Source organism: Pseudomonas sp. BF-RE-21 (assembly GCF_019947305.1).
GTDB lineage: Bacteria > Pseudomonadota > Gammaproteobacteria > Pseudomonadales > Pseudomonadaceae > Aquipseudomonas > Aquipseudomonas migulae.
Window position 1 is genome coordinate 40,139 of sequence record NZ_JAGYGF010000011.1, and the last position, 17,696, is coordinate 57,834.

General features: G+C 60.7%; 16 protein-coding genes and 1 pseudogene. 11 read left to right on the forward strand and 6 right to left on the reverse strand.

The window, feature by feature from the left end:
* Positions 1-46: 46 nt before the first annotated feature.
* Positions 47-949 carry an Hsp33 family molecular chaperone HslO gene (gene hslO, locus KGB25_RS10595; protein ID WP_207285584.1) on the reverse strand — a complete coding sequence of 301 codons (903 nt, stop codon included), beginning with the start codon at positions 947-949 and terminating at the stop codon, positions 47-49.
* A gap of 103 nt (positions 950-1,052) precedes the next feature.
* Between hslO and KGB25_RS10600 the strand changes: the two are divergent.
* Positions 1,053-1,281, forward strand: a pseudogene (locus tag KGB25_RS10600) (phosphoesterase); the annotation flags it as partial.
* A 186-nt stretch (positions 1,282-1,467) separates the two neighbouring features.
* Here the strand turns inward: KGB25_RS10600 and KGB25_RS10605 are convergent.
* Positions 1,468-1,875 (reverse strand): RNA-binding S4 domain-containing protein, encoded by a 408-nt coding sequence (locus KGB25_RS10605; protein ID WP_008025063.1) that lies wholly within the window; start codon positions 1,873-1,875, stop codon positions 1,468-1,470.
* Between the two features lie 247 nt (positions 1,876-2,122).
* On the opposite strand from KGB25_RS10605, the gene KGB25_RS10610 reads away from it, so the two are divergent.
* Together KGB25_RS10610 and rimK are read left to right on the forward strand one after the other, a co-directional pair.
* Complete coding sequence (locus KGB25_RS10610) at positions 2,123-2,569, forward strand: ATP-dependent zinc protease (protein ID WP_177318178.1); 447 nt, start codon at positions 2,123-2,125, stop codon at positions 2,567-2,569.
* Positions 2,566-3,471 (forward strand): 30S ribosomal protein S6--L-glutamate ligase, encoded by a 906-nt coding sequence (gene rimK, locus KGB25_RS10615; RefSeq protein ID WP_007949201.1) that lies wholly within the window; start codon positions 2,566-2,568, stop codon positions 3,469-3,471. Before KGB25_RS10610 ends, rimK begins: the two co-directional genes overlap by 4 nt.
* Before the next feature lie 127 nt (positions 3,472-3,598).
* Here the strand turns inward: rimK and KGB25_RS10620 are convergent, their stop codons facing one another.
* The gene (locus KGB25_RS10620; RefSeq protein ID WP_192226739.1) at positions 3,599-4,912 is read right to left on the reverse strand and encodes an ATP-binding protein; all 1,314 of its coding nucleotides are present in this window, start codon (positions 4,910-4,912) and stop codon (positions 3,599-3,601) included.
* Positions 4,913-5,015: 103 nt separating this feature from the next.
* The gene (gene ompR / locus KGB25_RS10625) at positions 5,016-5,756 is read right to left on the reverse strand and encodes a two-component system response regulator OmpR (RefSeq protein WP_008032260.1); all 741 of its coding nucleotides are present in this window, start codon (positions 5,754-5,756) and stop codon (positions 5,016-5,018) included.
* Positions 5,757-6,116: 360 nt separating this feature from the next.
* Here ompR and KGB25_RS10630 point away from each other — a divergent pair, with 360 nt between their 5' ends.
* The 7 genes from KGB25_RS10630 (at position 6,117) to tauD (ending at position 14,463) form a co-directional block, all read left to right on the forward strand.
* Complete coding sequence (locus KGB25_RS10630; RefSeq protein ID WP_223413709.1) at positions 6,117-8,441, forward strand: Tex family protein; 2,325 nt, start codon at positions 6,117-6,119, stop codon at positions 8,439-8,441.
* Positions 8,441-8,824 (forward strand): PaaI family thioesterase, encoded by a 384-nt coding sequence (locus tag KGB25_RS10635; protein ID WP_008019061.1) that lies wholly within the window; start codon positions 8,441-8,443, stop codon positions 8,822-8,824. The genes KGB25_RS10630 and KGB25_RS10635 overlap by 1 nt, the downstream gene beginning before the upstream one ends.
* A 293-nt stretch (positions 8,825-9,117) precedes the next feature.
* On the forward strand, positions 9,118-10,701 hold the full coding sequence (gshA, locus tag KGB25_RS10640) for a glutamate--cysteine ligase (RefSeq protein ID WP_223434917.1): 1,584 nt from the start codon (positions 9,118-9,120) through the stop codon (positions 10,699-10,701).
* Positions 10,702-10,946: 245 nt separating this feature from the next.
* A complete protein-coding gene (gene tauA / locus KGB25_RS10645; protein WP_008032265.1) occupies positions 10,947-11,924 on the forward strand; it encodes a taurine ABC transporter substrate-binding protein in 978 nt (325 codons plus the stop codon).
* Positions 11,925-11,940: 16 nt separating this feature from the next.
* On the forward strand, positions 11,941-12,735 hold the full coding sequence (gene tauB / locus KGB25_RS10650) for a taurine ABC transporter ATP-binding subunit (RefSeq protein WP_223434918.1): 795 nt from the start codon (positions 11,941-11,943) through the stop codon (positions 12,733-12,735).
* The gene (gene tauC, locus KGB25_RS10655) at positions 12,732-13,565 is read left to right on the forward strand and encodes a taurine ABC transporter permease TauC (protein ID WP_223434919.1); all 834 of its coding nucleotides are present in this window, start codon (positions 12,732-12,734) and stop codon (positions 13,563-13,565) included. Before tauB ends, tauC begins: the two co-directional genes overlap by 4 nt.
* 55 nt (positions 13,566-13,620) lie before the next feature.
* On the forward strand, positions 13,621-14,463 hold the full coding sequence (gene tauD, locus KGB25_RS10660; RefSeq protein WP_223434920.1) for a taurine dioxygenase: 843 nt from the start codon (positions 13,621-13,623) through the stop codon (positions 14,461-14,463).
* Positions 14,464-14,632: 169 nt separating this feature from the next.
* On the opposite strand, the gene mgrA is transcribed toward tauD, so the two are convergent.
* Both mgrA and KGB25_RS10670 read right to left on the reverse strand, forming a co-directional pair.
* On the reverse strand, positions 14,633-15,670 hold the full coding sequence (gene mgrA / locus KGB25_RS10665; protein WP_223434921.1) for an L-glyceraldehyde 3-phosphate reductase: 1,038 nt from the start codon (positions 15,668-15,670) through the stop codon (positions 14,633-14,635).
* Positions 15,671-15,804: 134 nt separating this feature from the next.
* Entirely contained in the window at positions 15,805-16,695 is an 891-nt protein-coding gene (locus KGB25_RS10670; RefSeq protein WP_008040163.1) for a LysR family transcriptional regulator, read from the reverse strand.
* 127 nt (positions 16,696-16,822) lie between these two features.
* Here KGB25_RS10670 and KGB25_RS10675 point away from each other — a divergent pair, with 127 nt between their 5' ends.
* Positions 16,823-17,563 carry an SDR family oxidoreductase gene (locus tag KGB25_RS10675; protein ID WP_207285580.1) on the forward strand — a complete coding sequence of 247 codons (741 nt, stop codon included), beginning with the start codon at positions 16,823-16,825 and terminating at the stop codon, positions 17,561-17,563.
* Positions 17,564-17,696: the final 133 nt, after the last annotated feature.

A 17,696-nucleotide genomic window follows, 5' to 3' on the forward strand; every position in this document is an offset into this window, starting at 1 on the left:
GCGTTATTCCGGCACTTTCCAGTGAATTTACCTGCGCTGAACCGTTTTAGTGACGGGTATCTGACGGCGTGTCGACGCCCGCACCGGCGAATAATTGAACAATATCGGCGGCGTCGAACAGGTAACGTTCATTGCAGAACTGACAGTCGACCTCGATGTTGCCACCGTGTTCGACGACCAGGCTCTGCGCATCTTCCAGACCCAAACTGACCAGAGCATTGGCAGAACGTTCGCGCGAGCAGCTGCAACGGAAGCGCAATTTCTGCACATCGAACAGCCGGACCTGCTCTTCGTGGTAGAGGCGATGGAGCACGGTTTCGTTGTCCAGACCGAGCAATTCATCGGCGGTCAGGGTGCTGCCCAGCGCGGTGATGTGCTGCCAGCTGGCGGCGCGTTCCTCTTCGTCTTTCAGGCGGTCGGCGGGCAGTTGCTGCAGCAACAGGCCGCGGGCGCGACGGCCATCGGCGTACAGCCAGAAACGCGTGCCCACCTGTTGCGACATCACGAAGTAGTTAGTGAAGCATTCCGAGAGGGTTTCGCCATCCAGGTCGACGATGCCCTGATAACGCTGGCCCACGGTCGGGTCGACGGTCAGCGCCAATACGCCGTTGGGCATCAGGTCGGCGAGGGTGGCGTCGGGGGCGATCTGGTCGGCCTCGTAACGGGCCAGACCACGGATATCACGTTCGCTGGAGCATTCGATCATCAGCAACGGGATCGGGCCGTCGGACCGCGCCTGAAGAATCAGCAGACCATCAAACTTCAAGGTGCCGACCAGCAACGACGCCGCGGCCATCAGTTCGCCAAGCAGTTGCGCGACCGGCTCCGGATACGAGTGTTTGGCAAGGACCTCGGCGTAGCTGCGCTCCAACGAAACCAGCTCGCCGCGGGTGTCGCTGTCATCGAAGATGAAGCGTTGGGTGTAGTCGGTATCCGGTAGATCGGTCATAGGTCTGGGTATCTGAAGTAAATGATAAAAAGGTTACAAACGAGAAAATCGCGCCTCTGCAGCACCGTTTTGGTGCGCACTGTTCAGCCATGGGAGGCATTTTATGAACAATCCGGTTTTGTTCCAAGCAAGGTGGGACGTCTGCCGGTGGCGTTGTGCAATTTTGTGCCGCTGGTGCTGCTGGCCTTCTGGTTATGGCCTACAGGTCAGAGGCTGTGTGTGATTTTCGACGAGTGGCTTTCCATCCACTCGATTCGCCGGTGGCGATTCACCCGATATGGCTGCGCATTCGGGTAATTGCAAGTCTGCGACCGTTCGATGCGGTGGTTGGGGATGCTAGTCGTCGGAGAAATATGGTGCGTAGCGCCCGATTTTTTCGTTGGAGGGCGAGTGCTGCGCACTCGATCGCCGGCAAGCCAGCTCCTACAGTGACCGCGTCGTTCAAACGTAACGCAATCTCCTGTAGGAGCTGGCTTGCCAGCGATAGCGTCAGCCCAGACAACACAGAAACAACCGACTCACTCGTCGTTGCTGCTCCCACGAAATTTAAACAGATCCCGCCGCTGCTTCTTGCTCGGCTTGCCGTCGGTGCTCACGCCCAGCGAGCCCGCCTTGCGCATCGCCGCAGCCGCTTCGCGCTTGGCGATGCTGGCTTCGGTTTCGGCGTACAAGGTCTGAGCTTCCGGCGCACCACGGCGCACGATCGATAACGCCTGGACCACCACCGTGCGCTCTTCGAACCCTGCGCGAATCTGAAACTCGTCGCCGATCCGCGGCTCTTTGCCCGGCTTGCAACGCTCACCCCGGCAATGCACCTTGCCACTTTCAATCGCCGCTTTCGCCAAGGCACGTGTTTTATAAAAACGCGCGGCCCACAACCACTTATCGAGACGGACCTTGTCGTCCTCTTCGCTTTTTTGTGCCATGGAATTTCCTCATTCTGAAATATTGGTGAACTGTACTACCGTTTCTGTCGTGCCAGGATTTCCACCGACCCGTACTACAATGCGCACGCCACACCTCGCTTGCAGGGGTGGAATTCCGGGCTGTAGATATCTGTCGCCTTTTAACCATTATTCTGCGTGAATACCGCGAATCCGGCCGCGTGCGGCCCCAGCGGTATCCACCGGTTGAGTACCTTTGAAGACATTTGACCATTTGACCGTTGTCGGTCTGCGCGAGTGGGTGGCGCTCCCGGGTTTGGGAGTTGCGGGCCTGCGGGCAAAAATCGACACCGGTGCCAGCACCTCCAGCCTGCATGCCACTGACATCGAGCCGTTCGAGCGCGACGGCGAACAGTGGGTGCGCTTCACCGCGCACCTGGGCACGGTAGTGCAGTTGCGACACCGACGCTGTGAAGCACCGCTGGTGACGATGAAATCCATCAAGAGCTCCAACGGCCAGGCGCAGAAGCGTTACGTGGTCAGCACCACCCTGGCCCTCGGTGATCGGGTCTGGCCCGTCGAGTTCACCCTCGCCTGCCGCAAGTCCATGCGTTATCGCCTGCTTCTCGGTTCCAAAGCCCTGATCGACGGCCAACTGGTGGTCAATCCGGGCATTAAGTATGTACAAGACAAGCCGGTGTTCCCGGTATCTACCTCCTCCACAGGTGTTGCATGAAGATCGCTGTGCTGTCGCGGAACCCGCGTCTGTATTCCACTCGTCGTCTGGTCGAAGCCGGTACCGAGCGTGGCCATGAAATGGTGGTGATCGACACCCTGCGCGCCTACATGAACATTGCCAGCCACAAGCCGCAGATCCACTACCGCGGCAAGCCGCTGGAAGGTTTCGATGCGGTGATCCCCCGGATCGGTGCGTCGGTAACGTTTTATGGCTGCGCGGTGCTGCGTCAGTTTGAAATGATGGGGGTGTTCCCGCTTAACGAATCGGTGGCCATTGCCCGCTCGCGGGACAAACTGCGTTCGCTGCAATTGCTCTCGCGCCGTGGGATCGGTTTGCCGGTCACCGGGTTTGCCCACTCTCCGGATGACATTCCCGACCTGATCGACATGGTCAACGGCGCGCCGCTGGTGATCAAGGTGCTGGAAGGCACCCAGGGCATCGGCGTGGTGCTGTGCGAAACCGCGACGGCGGCGGAATCAGTGATCGAGGCGTTCATGGGCCTCAAGCAGAACATCATGGTTCAGGAATACATCAAGGAAGCCGGCGGTGCGGACATTCGTTGCTTCGTGGTCGGCGACAAGGTGATTGCGGCGATGAAGCGTCAGGCCAAGCCTGGGGAGTTTCGTTCCAACCTGCATCGCGGTGGCAGCGCCAGCCTGATCAAGATCACGCCGGAAGAACGCATGACTGCATTACGCGCTGCGAAGGTGATGGGACTGGCGGTGGCGGGTGTGGATATTCTGCGTTCGAATCACGGGCCGTTGGTGATGGAAGTGAATTCGTCGCCGGGGCTGGAGGGGATTGAAACCACCACCGGGAAGAATGTGGCGGGGATCATCATTGAGCATCTTGAGAAGAATGGTGGGCCGAATATGACTCGGACCAAAGGTAAGGGCTGATTCTGAATATGTGGCGGCAGTGATGCCGCCTTCGCGGGCAAGCCTCGCTCCTACAGTGATCATAAATCCATGTAGGAGCGAGGCTTGCCCGCGAAGAGGCCATCAGCCCCACTGAAGATCTCAGTTGTTAAACCGCATCCCGAGGCAGCATCAACCCCAACGGCAACCGCACCCGCGCTTCCAGCCCGCCACCAGTACGATTGCGCAGCTCAACATTTCCACCATGCATCGAAGCAATCCGCTTCACGATCGCCAGACCCAACCCGGTTCCTTTGCCACCGCGAGCACGATCCCCACGGGTAAACGGATTGAAGATCGCCTCCAGCTCCGACGGATCAATCCCCGCCCCACGGTCCATGACGCTCAGCACCACATACGGGGCGCTGACATCCCCGGACACATAAGCCGCCACCTCAACACCGCTGCCAGCGTGATGCAGCGCATTGCCGATCAGGTTGTTCAGCAACCGTTTCATGGACACGCGACGCAGCGGAAACGGCTGAATCGGCTCCAGACGCAAGCGTACTTTCTCTTCATTCTGGTTAAACGGCGCGGCGACCTCGCGGACCAGATCGCTCAAGTCCACCTCTTCCACCGATTCATCGCGGCCATCGCGGATGAACGCGAGGAACTGGTCGAGAATCGCGTCCATGTCCTCGATGTCGCGGACCATGTCGTCCGTCAGGTCGCTGTGGTCGCCCATCAGTTCCAGTGACAAGCGCAAACGAGTCAGCGGTGTCCGCAGGTCATGGGACACCCCGGCCAGCATCAGCTCGCGCTCGCGGCCAGCCTGTTCGACGTCTTCGGCCATCTGGTTGAACGCGCGGTACACCTCGGTCATCTCGCTCGGCGTGTCGCTGATCGGCAGGCGCACGCTGCGACCCTGGCCAAGTTGGCGGGCGGCATAGACCAGGCGCTTCAAGGGTTGATTGAGCTGGCTGACGAAGATCCACGCCGAGGCGGTGGACAGCAAACCAATGGCAAGGAACCAGCCGAGCACGTTCCAGATTTTCTGGCCACGCAAAGGATGCGGATACAGCGGCACTTTCAGCCAGCCATCGCCCAGGCTCGGCGCCCGGACCCACAGCGCTGGCGGCGAGTGCATGCGTAATCGCACCTCGGTGTCGGCGCCGAGTTCGGCCTGCATCTGCCGCTGATAGATCTCGCTGTAAGGCCAGTGTTGCTCGCCTTCCGGCACGCCAGTGCCCACCACCCGGATCAGGGTCGCGGCTTCGGCAATCTTGTCGCGATTGTTTTCATCGGCCGCCCAATAGGCGCGCAGCGTCAGGGCGACGCCGTGGCTGTATTGACGATCCACCAGCACGTCTTCGTTCATCAACAGATAAACCAGGGTCAGCGCCTTGGAAAACAGGACGACAATCAGCACCAGCCACAGGGTGCGGGAGAAGAAACTCTGGGGGAACCAAACCGGGGTTTTCATGAATAACCGCTACACACTTGCAGGAGCGAGCGATGCTCGCATATTGCGGATCGCGAGTCTGCGGACACTTGCGTCCGCACGACCCGCTCCTACAAATCGCCGATCACTTGGTGGCGGCGCCATCCGGAACGAACACGTAGCCCACGCCCCAGACGGTCTGGATGTAACGCGGCTTGGAAGGATCAGGCTCGATCATCCGGCGCAGACGGGAGATCTGCACGTCGATGGAGCGCTCCAGGGCATCCCACTCGCGGCCACGGGCCAGGTTCATAAGCTTGTCGCGGGTCAGTGGCTGACGCGCGTTCATGACCAATGCCTTGAGCACCGCAAACTCACCGGTGGTGAGCATGTGCACTTCGTCACCGCGTTTCAGTTCGCGAGTGGCCAGGGACAGTTCGTAGTCACCGAAGGTCACGCTTTCGTCTTCGCTGCCCGGCGCACCCGGCACCGGCGCCGACTGACGACGCAGGACCGCTTTGACGCGAGCCATCAGCTCGTCCGGGTTGAACGGCTTGGCCAGGTAATCGTCGGCGCCCAGTTCCAGGCCCTTGATGCGGCTCAGCTCGTCGCCCTTGGCGGTGAGCATGATGATCGGAATCTGATTGTTCGCGCCGCGCAGACGGCGGCAGGCGGTCAGACCGTCTTCGCCGGGCAGCATCAGGTCGAGGACGACCAGGTTGAACACTTCACGCGCCAGCAGGCGGTCCATTTGTTCGGTGTTCGGTACGGCGCGGGCGCGGTAGCCCTTGCTGACGAAAAAGCGTTCCAGCAGGCTGCTGAGCCCCGGATCGTCGTCAACGATAAGAATTTTTTCGCCTTCAGCAATGTTTGCAGTGCTGCTCATTGGATGCTCCTTTGATCTCGGCGCGCATTATGGCGTAGCTGCCGTTATACGCACCGTGTGCATTGTTAGCAGATTTTTCCTTCACCGCCAGAAATCCGGGCATTGTGCCTACAGCCTGTGATGCCCCCGAATGACAGAACGCTGGTTATAATGCGCGGCCTTTTGTGTCAGGCAACGTCTGATCGTTACCGTCGCGGCGGCTTTTTATTTTCATCGCCACGGCAGTAATTGTTCGATTTCACGGGTCAACGGGATGCCTGTTGATCCAGGTAGCGGCGCAGGCCAGGCCGCTCAACCAGACTCGCCGAGCCTTTATCCCCGCGCCCGCGAGCCTGCTTTCACAATTTGTCAGGTGGTTTTATGGACAGCATCAACAGCCGCATCGCCGAGGAACTCGGCGTACGCCCACAACAGGTCGAAGCGGCCGTCGCGCTACTCGATGAAGGCTCTACCGTTCCCTTCATCGCCCGTTACCGGAAAGAAGTGACCGGCAGCCTCGATGACATCCAGTTGCGTCATCTGGAAGAGCGTCTGCGCTACCTGCGAGAACTCGACGAACGGCGCATCAGCATCCTCGCCAGCATCGAAGAGCAAGGCAAGCTGACCCCGCAACTTGAACGCGACATCAAGCTCGCCGACACCAAGACCCGCCTCGAAGACTTGTACCTGCCGTACAAGCAGAAGCGCCGCACCAAGGGCCAGATCGCCCTGGAAGCCGGCCTCGGCGAGCTGGCCGACGGCCTGTTCAACGATCCCTCGCTGGCCCCGGACACCGAAGCCGCACGCTTCATCAACGCCGAAAAAGGCGTGGCCGATGTGAAGGCGGCCCTCGAAGGCGCCAAGTACATCCTCATGGAGCGCTTCGCCGAAGACGCTGGCCTGCTGGACAAGCTGCGCAACTACTTGAAGCAAGAAGCCACCCTCAGTGCCCGCGTGATCGCCGGCAAGGAAGAGGAAGGCGCCAAGTTCCGCGACTATTTCGAACACGACGAACCGCTGAAAAGCATGCCGTCGCACCGCGCGCTGGCGATTTTCCGTGGCCGCAACGAAGGCATCCTCAGCTCGGCGCTGAAAGTCGGCGACGAACTGCCGGGCACCATGCACCCGTGCGAAGGCATGATCGGTCAGCAGTTCGGTATCCAGAACCAGAACCGCGCCGCCGACAAATGGCTGGGCGAAGTGGTGCGCTGGACCTGGAAGGTCAAGCTCTACACCCACCTCGAAACCGACCTGCTGGGTGAACTGCGCGATGGCGCGGAAACCGAAGCGATCAACGTGTTCGCGCACAACCTGCACGACCTGCTGTTATCGGCTCCGGCCGGCCCGCGTGCCACCCTGGGCCTCGACCCGGGCCTGCGCACCGGTTGCAAGGTCGCCGTGGTCGATGCCACCGGCAAGCTGCTGGATCACGCCACGGTTTACCCGCACGTGCCGCACAACAAGTGGGATCAGACCCTGGCGATTCTCGCGGCCCTGTGCGCCAAGCACTCGGTGGACCTGATCGCCATCGGCAACGGCACCGCCAGCCGCGAAACCGACAAGCTGGCTGCTGAGCTGATCAAAAAATACCCAGCCATGAAGATGACCAAAGTCATGGTCTCCGAGGCGGGCGCATCGGTTTACTCGGCGTCGGAACTGGCTTCGAAGGAATTCCCGGACCTCGACGTGTCGATCCGTGGCGCGGTGTCCATCGCCCGTCGCTTGCAGGATCCGCTGGCCGAACTGGTGAAAATCGATCCGAAATCCATCGGCGTCGGCCAGTACCAGCACGACGTGTCGCAGCTGAAACTGGCGCGCGGCCTGGACGCGGTGGTCGAGGACTGCGTGAACGCCGTCGGCGTAGACGTGAACACCGCTTCCGTGGCGCTGCTGGCCCGTATCTCCGGCCTCAACGCGACCCTGGCGCAGAACATCGTCAGCCACCGTGACGAGCACGGCGCGTTCAAGACCCGTGCAGCGTTGAAGAAAGTGGCGCGTCTGGGCGAAAAAACCTTCGAACAGGCCGCCGGCTTCCTACGCGTGATGAACGGCGACAACCCGCTGGATTCGTCTGCGGTTCACCCGGAAGCCTATCCGCTGGTGCAACGCATCGCTGCTGAAACCGACCGCGACATTCGCTCGCTGATCGGCGACGCGAGCTTCCTCAAGCGTCTTGATCCGAAGAAGTACACCGACGAAACCTTCGGTCTGCCGACGGTCACCGACATCCTGCAAGAGCTGGAAAAACCTGGCCGCGACCCGCGTCCTGAGTTCAAGACCGCCGAGTTCCAGGAAGGCGTCGAAGACCTCAAGGACCTGCAACTGGGCATGATCCTCGAAGGCGTCGTGACCAACGTGACCAACTTCGGTGCGTTCGTCGATATCGGCGTGCATCAGGACGGTTTGGTGCACATCTCTGCGCTTTCGGAGAAGTTCATCAAGGACCCGCGTGAAGCGGTGAAGGCCGGTGACGTGGTGAAAGTGAAGGTCATGGAAGTCGATATCCCGCGCAAACGCGTCGGTCTGTCGATGCGCATGAGCGACACCCCGGGCGAGAAAATCGACGGTGCCCGTGGCGCGCGTCCGGGGTCGGCACCGCGCCAGTCCCAGAACACTGCACCGCGCAAGGAAACCACGGCAGCGGCCCCGTCCAACAACGCCATGGCTTCGCTGTTCGCCAACGCCAAGCAGTTGAAGAAACGCTGATGGAGATCCCGGCCGGGCTGACTGAAAGCGCGTTTTTCAAGCTGCTGGGCTGTCGCTTGCACAGCCTGGAAACCGGGGTGGCGCAAGTCGCCCTGGCGCTGGAACCCGAACTGCGCAATCGCGGCGGCAAGCTGCACGGCGGGGCCTTGTTCAGCCTGGTGGACATTGCCATGGGACTGGCCTGTTCCAGCACCCACGGCTTTGACCAGCAGAGCGCGACCATCGAGTGCAAGATCAACTACATCCGCGCCGTTTCCGACGGCGAGGTGATGTGCACGGCGCGGGTGATCCACCCGGGCCGCCGCACGCTGGTGGTCGAAGCCGACGTGATGCAGGGCGACAAACTCGTCGCAAAAGCACAAGGCACGTTCGCTGTCCTGTAGCTAGCCGTCATCGATTTGAGGTAATTTCGGCGCTGAGACCATAGCGTCGAAGTTCCCTGTGGGAGCGGGCTTGCTCGCGAAAGCGGAGTGTCAGACGACTTCAATGTTGCCTGATACACCGCTTTCGCGAGCAAGCCCGCTCCCACAAGGGATTGCGGCGATCAAACCTTGGCCGGCTGACAACAGCCCCGAGGGGTTCCCAAACCAGGCGAAAACGCCAGTTTCAACTTCACCCTTGTAGACCGTCCTGCCCACCCCCATATTGGGGCGACTGACGCGTGAAGGAATCCAACTTGAGCGAACTTCTCAACCGCCGCCTGGCTCTGCTCGGCGAGCGCGCTAACCTCTCTCTGCTCGAACAGTGCCTTCACGGCATCGAACGTGAATGCCTGCGCGTGACCGGCGAAGGTCGCCTGGCGCAAACGCCGCACCCGGAAGAATTGGGTTCCGCGCTGACCAACGAACAAATCACCACCGACTATTCCGAGTCGCTGCTGGAATTCATCACGCCCGCCCTGCCCGATCCGGCCGAGACCCTGGCGAGCCTGGACAGGATTCACCGTTTTGCCTACAGCAAGCTCGGCAACGAGTACCTGTGGAGTCCGTCGATGCCGTGCCCGTTGCCGGCCGAGGAAGATATTCCGATCGCCTATTACGGCACCTCCAACATCGGCAAGCTCAAGTATGTCTACCGCAAGGGCCTGGCCCTGCGCTATGGCAAGACCATGCAGTGCATCGCCGGGATTCACTACAACTTTTCCCTGCCGGAGAAGCTCTGGCCGCTGCTCAAGCAGGCGGAAGGTTTTGTCGGTACTGACCGAGACTATCAGTCGTCGGCCTACATCGCGCTGATCCGTAATTTCCGCCGCTACAGCTGGCTGCTGATGTACCTGTTCGGTGCTTCGCCAGCGCTGGACGCCGGTTTCCTGCGCGGTCGCACGCATCAGTTGGAACAGCTGGACCCGGACACCTTGTACCTGCCGTACGCCACCAGCCTGCGCATGAGCGATCTGGGTTATCAGAGCAACGCCCAGGCCGGCCTGACGCCGTGCTACAACGATCTGGCGAGCTACACCGACAGCCTGCGCAAAGCGGTGGCCACACCGTATGCGCCGTATGTCGAAATCGGCACGCATCAGGACGGTGAGTGGGTTCAGCTCAACACCAACATCCTGCAGATCGAAAACGAGTACTACTCCAACATCCGCCCGAAACGCGTGACCTACACCGGCGAGCGCCCGATCCAGGCGCTGGTAGCCCGTGGCATTCAGTACGTCGAAGTGCGTTGCCTGGACATCAACCCGTTCCTGCCGATGGGTATCGACCTCACCGAGTCTCGGTTCCTGGATGCGTTCCTGCTGTATTGCGCGCTGAACGACAGCCCGCTGTTGACCAGTAATTCGTGCGGCAACGCGACATCGAACTTCCTCAGCGTGGTCAAGGAAGGTCGCCGTCCGGGCCTGCAACTGCAACGCGACGGTCAACCGGTTGACCTGAAAGAGTGGGCAGGCGAGTTGCTGGAGAAGATTGCGCCACTGGCGGCGTTGCTGGATCAGAGCCATGGCGGCGATGCGCACAGCAAGGCTGTGGACGCGCAACTGGCCAAGGTCAAGGATTCGTCCCTGACGCCATCGGCCCAGGTGCTGGCGGCAATGGCCGAACACAAGGAAAGCTTCAGCCAGTTCTCCCTGCGCCAGAGCCAGGCCCATGCGGAATATTTCCGCAGCGAGCCGTTGAGCAGCGAAGACCAGGCAACGTTTGAAGAGCGCGCGCGTTCGTCGCTGGCGGAGCAAGTAGAGCTGGAGCAGAACGAAGTCGGCGATTTCGATGTGTTTGTCGGCTCGTATCAGGCGAGCATTCTGGCAATCAGCAACTAACCTCTGAAGGTCCTTCGAATCTTTTCGCGGGCAAGCCTCGCTCCTACAGTTTTGTGTCGGTCACCCAGTTGTGACTCGACCCCCAACCTGTAGGAGCGAGGCTTGCCCGCGAAGGCTGCGCCGCGGTCTTGCTTAGAATTTTCCGCTCATAAGCTCATTCGAAAAAGTTATTTATTTTCGGATTCTTATATCATTTAGTCTCTTTTTCACGCCGACTCTCGGTCCGCCTGAAAAGGAGCTTCCCAATGAAACTGCATTTCCCTCTTCGCCTCCTGGCGGCCGCGTCTTTGGCTGCGGCGAGTTTCTTTGCCCAGGCGGCTGACGTGACGGTCGCTTACCAGACCACCGTGGACCCGGCGAAAGTCGCCCAGGCCGACGGCGCCTACGAAAAAGCCACCAACGCCAAGATCGACTGGCGCAAATTCGACAACGGTGCCGACATCATCGCCGCCATCGCTTCCGGCGACGTGCAGATCGGCTACCTCGGCTCCAGCCCTCTGACGGCTGCAATCACCCGCAAAGTCCCGGTTGAAACCTTCCTCATCGCCACCCAGATCGGTGCCGCTGAAGCCTTGGTTGCCCGCGACGGCTCCGGGATCAAGACTCCTCAGGACCTGATCGGCAAGAAAATCGCCGTGCCGTTCGTTTCCACCGGCCACTACAGCCTGCTCGCCGCGTTGAAACACTGGAACATCGACCCTTCGAAAGTCACCGTGCTCAACCTCGCCCCGCCAGCCATCATCGCGGCGTGGAAACGCGGTGACATCGACGCCACCTACGTCTGGGACCCAGCGCTCGGTGTGGCCAAGGAAAACGGCAAAGTGCTGATCACTTCCGGCGAACTGGCCAAGTTCGGCGCACCAACGTTCGATGCCTGGATCGTGCGTAAAGACTTCGCCGAGAAGCACCCGGAAATCGTCACCGCGTTCGCCAAAGTCACCCTCGACGCCTACGCCGATTACCGCAAAGACCCTAAAGCCTGGCTCGCCAATCAATCCAACGTCGACAAGCTGGTGAAGCTGTCCGGCGCCAAGGCCAGCGACATTCCGCTGCTGCTGCAAGGCAACGTCTACCCGCTGGCGGCTGACCAGGTGATCACCCTTGGCGCGCCGACCACCAAAGCCATCACCGACACCGCCGTGTTCCTGAAAGAACAAGGCAAGGTCGAGGCCGTGCTGCCGGACTACGCGCCGTACGTCAGCGCCAAGTTCATCACCAACTGATCGGGAGTTAATTGCGATGGCCTTGCTACAGCTGGAGCGCATCAGCGCACAGTACCCCGGCAGCCCGGAACCGGTATTGGCGGATATTTCCTTGAGCCTTGGGCCCCAGCAATTGCTGGTCGCCCTCGGCCCGTCCGGCAGTGGCAAGACTTCGCTGTTGAACCTGATTGCCGGTTTCGTCGAGCCCAGCGCCGGGCGCATCACCCTCGATGGCGTGCCGGTCAAAGGCCCGAGCGCCGAACGCGGCGTGGTGTTTCAGGACGACGCGCTGCTGCCTTGGCAAGATGTGTTGGCCAACGTCGGTTTCGGTCTGGAACTGGCCGGTGTCTCCCGGGACAAACGTGAAATCCGCGCTCGGGAAATGCTCGCACTGGTGGACCTTTCCGGCTTCGAAAATCGGCGGATCTGGCAGCTGTCCGGTGGCCAGAAGCAGCGTGTCGGCCTGGCCCGTGCGCTCGCCGCCGACCCTCGCGTGTTGTTGATGGACGAACCTTTCGGCGCCCTCGACGCCTTCACACGCGAACAGATGCAGGAGCTGCTGCTGCAAGTCTGGCGGCGCACCGCCAAACCCGTATTCCTGATTACCCACGATATTGAAGAAGCGGTATTTCTCGCCACGGACCTGATTCTGCTGGCGCCAAACCCCGGGCAAATCGTCGAGCGCCTGAGCCTGGATTTCGGTCAGCGTTACGCCGCCGGCGAGTCCGCACGGGCGATCAAATCCGACCCGCGCTTTATCGAAACCCGCGAACACGTACTCGCCAAAGTGTTCTCCCAACGCAGCGCCGCCACGCGGCAGGAGCGCGCATGAGCAGCTATGAAATTCCGGCCGTGACGGTGAAACCGGGTTCGACGGTGATTCCTGGTCGGCGCAGCCTCAGTACTCGCTGGATCAGCGTGCTGACCCTTGTCGCGCTGGTTGCCCTGTGGTGGGCCGTTACCGCCACAGGAATGATCGAACCGCTGTTCCTGCCGCCACCGTCCGCCGTGCTGCAAAAAGGCTGGCTGCTGGTGACCACCGGCTACATGGATTCGACGTTGTGGCAGCACTTGGGCGCGAGCCTCAGCCGCATCGGTCTGGGCCTTGGTTTTGCCGTGCTGACCGCCGTGCCGGTCGGCATCGCCATCGGTCACAACCGCATTGCGCGCGGCATTCTCGATCCGCTGATCGAGTTCTACCGCCCGATTCCACCGCTCGCCTATCTGCCGTTGATTGTCATCTGGTGCGGCATTGGTGAACTGTCGAAAGTCCTGCTGATTTACCTGGCGATTTTCGCCCCGATCGCCATCGCCACCGCGACTGGCGTGCGCACCGTCGACCCGGCCAAATTGCGCGCCGCGCAGTCATTGGGCGCGACCCGGGCGCAGTTGATTCGCCATGTGATTTTGCCGAGTGCGTTGCCGGACATCTTGACGGGCGTGCGCATCGGTCTGGGCGTGGGCTGGTCAACGCTGGTCGCCGCCGAACTGATCGCCGCCACCAGCGGCCTGGGCTTCATGGTGCAGTCGGCCGCACAGTTCCTGGTCACCGATGTGGTGGTGCTGGGGATTCTGGTGATTGCGCTGATCGCCTTCGCCATGGAGATGGGCTTGCGTGCGCTGCAACGCAAACTGGTGCCGTGGCACGGCCAGGCTCACTAACGACTTGTCATTGACCATGCCGACAGATCGGCACCCCGGATTGAAGAGAACCACCATGAGCAACCTGACAATCGTCCCCCTCAGCTCCGCCCTCGGCGCGCAAATCAGCGGCATCGACATCAGCCAGCCATTGAACCTGGAACAGCGCGATGCCATCGAGCAGGCACTGCTCAAGCATCAGGTTTTGTTCTTTCGCGACCAGCCGATCACGCCGCAGCAACAGGCGCGTTTCGCCGCCAACTTCGGCGACCTGCACATTCACCCGATCTACCCGAATGTGCCGGAACAGCCGGAAGTACTGATCCTCGACACCGCCGTCACCGACGTGCGCGACAACGCGATCTGGCACACCGACGTGACCTTCCTGCCGACCCCGGCGATGGGCGCAGTGCTCAGCGCAAAACTGTTGCCGGAGTTTGGCGGCGACACGTTGTGGGCCAGCGGCATTGCGGCTTATGAGGCGCTGTCCGCGCCGATGAAAAGTCTGCTGGAAGGGCTGACGGCGACGCACGATTTCACCCGTTCGTTTCCGTTGGAACGCTATGGCAACACGCCTGAGGCGCTGGCTCAGTGGGAAGAAGCACGCCGCAAGAATCCACCGCTGTCGCACCCGGTCATTCGTACGCACCCGGTGAGCGGGCGCCGTTCGTTGTTCGTCAGTGAAGGGTTTACGTCGAAGATCAATGAGCTGTCGGAGACGGAGAGCGAGGCGATTCTGAAGTTTCTGTTCGCCCATTCCACGCGGCCGGAATTCACCATTCGCTGGCGCTGGCAGCAGGACGACATCGCGTTCTGGGACAACCGCGTGACGCAGCATTACGCGGTGGATGACTACCGGCCGGCACGCCGGGTGATGCAGCGGGCGACGGTGTTGGGGGATGTGCCGTTTTTTCGGTGAGTTCCTGACTTCTTTGTTGCCTGCCCCGGCCCTATCGCGAGCAGGCTCGCTCCCACAAAGTGATCGGTCGACCACAAATATTGTGGTCAACCCCCAACCCCTGTGGGAGCGAGACCGGCTTGCCGGCGATATCGGACTGACAGACGCCAGATAACCCGGCGCCGAACACTCATTCAGCCGTCGAAGGTTTCTCCCAAAGATTGATCCCGCCCTCTTGGGCAAACCGGTCTATCTCCGCCAACTCTTGCGCACTGAAGCTCAGATTCTTCAACGCCCCGACGTTCTCGATAATCTGCTCCGGCCGGCTCGCACCGATCAGCGCCGAAGTCACCCGAGGGTCGCGCAGCGTCCAGGCCAACGCCAGTTGCGCCAGGCTCTGGCCGCGACGCTTGGCAATCTCATTGAGCCCACGCACATGGGCGATGTTGGCCTCCGACAGGTGCGAGGACTGCAACGAACCGCCGCCCGGACGATTGACCCGCGCATCCTTCGGAATGCCGTTGAGGTATTTGTCGGTCAACAGACCCTGCGCCAACGGCGTGAACGCAATCACGCCGGTGCCGAGTTCGTCGGTGACATCCAGCAGATCCTTTTCCACCCAGCGATTAAGCAGGTTGTAGGCCGGCTGGTGAATCAGCAACGGCACTTTCCACTCTTGCAACAGCGCCGCCATCTCACGGGTTTTCACCCCGGAATACGACGAGATACCGATGTACAACGCCTTGCCCTGCTGCACCGCCGTGGCCAGCGCGCTGGCGGTTTCTTCCAGCGGCGTGTCCGGGTCGAAACGGTGGGAGTAGAAAATATCCACGTATTCCAGGCCCAGACGCTGCAGGCTCTGATCAAGGCTGGCCAGCACGTATTTGCGCGAACCACCGCCCTGCCCATAAGGACCGGGCCACATGTCCCAACCCGCCTTGCTCGAGATGATCAGCTCGTCGCGATACTGCTTGAAATCTTCACGCAGCAAACGCCCGAAGTTGATCTCGGCGCTACCGTACGGCGGACCATAGTTATTGGCGAGATCGAAGTGGTTGATCCCCAGATCGAACGCCGTGCGCAGCAACGAGCGCTGGGTGTCGATCGGCGTGCTGTCGCCGAAGTTGTGCCACAGGCCCAGGGACAACGCCGGCAACACCAGACCGCTGCGACCGACGCGGCGGTAAGGGATGGAGTCGTAGCGGTTTTCGGCAGCGGTGTAGGTCATCGAATCCTCTCTTGTCTGTCTTGAAGTTGGTATCGACTGCTTCGCAAGTTGCCCAGCATACGCCCAGACAAACGTCGATAAACCTCGGACTTGAGGAAATGCTGAAACGTTTCACATATTTTCGATTCAAGGGGCTAACGCGCCCCGGCAAACACCTCCCCCAACCAATCCACAAACACCCGAACCCGTGGCGACATGTGTCGGTTGTGCGGATACAACACTGAAACCGGCATCGGGGGCGGCGGCGTGTCGATCAGGACTTCCTGCACCAGGCCCTGGGCGATCTGCGTTTCCATTCGGTAATGCGGGCACTGGATCAAGCCCAGTCCGGCAATGGCCGAGGCGGCGTAGATTTCTGCGCCGAACACCGAGATCGCGCCCTCGATGGCGACTTCCTGCAATTCGCCATCGACCATGAATTCGAACGGGAACAACTTCGCCGTGGTGCGCGAGACGTAGTTCACCGCGCGATGATGTTTCAGGTCCTCGAGGGATTTTGGCTCGCCGAATTTGCGCAGGTAGGCGGGGCTGGCGCAGGTGATCTGGCGCAGGTTGGCGACACGTTTGCCGATCAGCGCCGAGTCGCCAAGTGTGCCGGCACGCAGCACACAGTCGACGCCTTCGGCGATCAGGTCGACAAAGCGGTCGGCCTCGCTGATGGACAGTTCAATGTCCGGATAGCGCTCCATGAATTGCGGCAAGGCGGGGATGACAAAACTCTTGGCCAGCGTGCCGTGCAAATCCACCCGCAATCGCCCCTTCGGCGCGACGCTGCGAAAAGCCAGTTCAGCTTCTTCCAGTTCCGCCAGCAATTGCACACAGCGCAAGTAGTACGCCTCGCCGTCCAGCGTAGGACGCACCTTACGCGTGCTGCGCTCCAGTAAACGCGTACCGAGCCAGGCTTCGAACTGGTTCAGCGTATGGGTCAGGGTTGCCCGTGGCAGGTTCAGGTCTTCGGCGGCCAGGGTGAAGCTGCTGCGCTCGTAGATCCGCACGAACACCTTCATCGCTTTGACTTGATCCATGGCGTTCGCGACCTTTGATTGTTGGCGATTATTGAACAGTCAAGGCAACTCTCGTGCATTTATCAGCCTGAGTAAACATGTGAGTCTGGCTTCACCCCAAACAGACACCCTCAAAGGACTCACCGCCATGACTACTCAAACTTCGAAAGTTGCCATCGTGACCGGCGCCTCCCGCGGCATCGGCGCCGTGATCGCCAAACAACTGGCCAGCGAAGGTTTCGCCGTCGCCATCAACTACGCCAGCAGCGCCACAGAAGCCTCAAAGCTGGTCGTTGAACTGCGTCAGGCCGGCCATCAAGCCATAGCGATCAAGGCTGACGTGGCCAATGCCGACGATGTACGCCGGATGTTCGATGAAACCGAAACGCAATTGGGCAAAGTCGATGTGCTGATCAACAACGCCGGCATTCTCAAAGTGATGCCGCTGGCGCAGCACACGGACGAACTGTTCGACCAGAACTTCAACATCCACGCCCGCGGCACTTTCAACACGCTGCGTGAAGCGGCGACCCGTTTGAACAGCGGTGGCCGGATCGTCAATTTCTCCAGCAGCACCGTTGGCATGAACCTGCCGGGCTACGCCGTGTACATCGCCAGCAAAGCCGCGGTGGAGTCCCTGACTCAGGTGTTCGCCAAGGAAATGCGCGGTCGCAACATCACCGTCAACGCCGTCGCCCCAGGCCCGGTGGCGACCGATCTGTTTTTGCACGGCAAGAGTGAAGAGCAAATCCAGACCTTCGCCAAGATGCCGCCGCTGGAGCGCCTGGGGCAGCCGGAAGACATCTCGCGCGTTGTGTCTTTCCTGGTCGGCCCGGATTCGGCGTGGGTCAATGGACAGATTCTGCGGGTGAATGGCGGGTTGGTTTAAGCTGCTATGTAGGCAGGATTGACGCCTTCGCGGGCAAGCCTCGCTCCTACAGGAGCGACACAAAACTGTAGGAGCGAGGCTTGCCCGCGAAGGCGGTCTTAAAGACGCACTACACCTGAAGGGAGGAACGCAT

Coding starts and splice junctions, on each gene's coding strand:
- hslO (WP_207285584.1), bottom strand. CDS start 949: ATGACCGATCTACCGGATACCGACTACACCCAACGCTTCATCTTCGAT.
- KGB25_RS10635 (WP_008019061.1), top strand. CDS start 8,441: ATGGAGATCCCGGCCGGGCTGACTGAAAGCGCGTTTTTCAAGCTGCTG.
- KGB25_RS10670 (WP_008040163.1), bottom strand. CDS start 16,695: ATGGATCAAGTCAAAGCGATGAAGGTGTTCGTGCGGATCTACGAGCGC.
- KGB25_RS10620 (WP_192226739.1), bottom strand. CDS start 4,912: ATGAAAACCCCGGTTTGGTTCCCCCAGAGTTTCTTCTCCCGCACCCTG.
- KGB25_RS10630 (WP_223413709.1), top strand. CDS start 6,117: ATGGACAGCATCAACAGCCGCATCGCCGAGGAACTCGGCGTACGCCCA.
- tauC (WP_223434919.1), top strand. CDS start 12,732: ATGAGCAGCTATGAAATTCCGGCCGTGACGGTGAAACCGGGTTCGACG.
- tauA (WP_008032265.1), top strand. CDS start 10,947: ATGAAACTGCATTTCCCTCTTCGCCTCCTGGCGGCCGCGTCTTTGGCT.
- mgrA (WP_223434921.1), bottom strand. CDS start 15,670: ATGACCTACACCGCTGCCGAAAACCGCTACGACTCCATCCCTTACCGC.
- tauD (WP_223434920.1), top strand. CDS start 13,621: ATGAGCAACCTGACAATCGTCCCCCTCAGCTCCGCCCTCGGCGCGCAA.
- KGB25_RS10675 (WP_207285580.1), top strand. CDS start 16,823: ATGACTACTCAAACTTCGAAAGTTGCCATCGTGACCGGCGCCTCCCGC.
- KGB25_RS10605 (WP_008025063.1), bottom strand. CDS start 1,875: ATGGCACAAAAAAGCGAAGAGGACGACAAGGTCCGTCTCGATAAGTGG.
- ompR (WP_008032260.1), bottom strand. CDS start 5,756: ATGAGCAGCACTGCAAACATTGCTGAAGGCGAAAAAATTCTTATCGTT.
- tauB (WP_223434918.1), top strand. CDS start 11,941: ATGGCCTTGCTACAGCTGGAGCGCATCAGCGCACAGTACCCCGGCAGC.
- rimK (WP_007949201.1), top strand. CDS start 2,566: ATGAAGATCGCTGTGCTGTCGCGGAACCCGCGTCTGTATTCCACTCGT.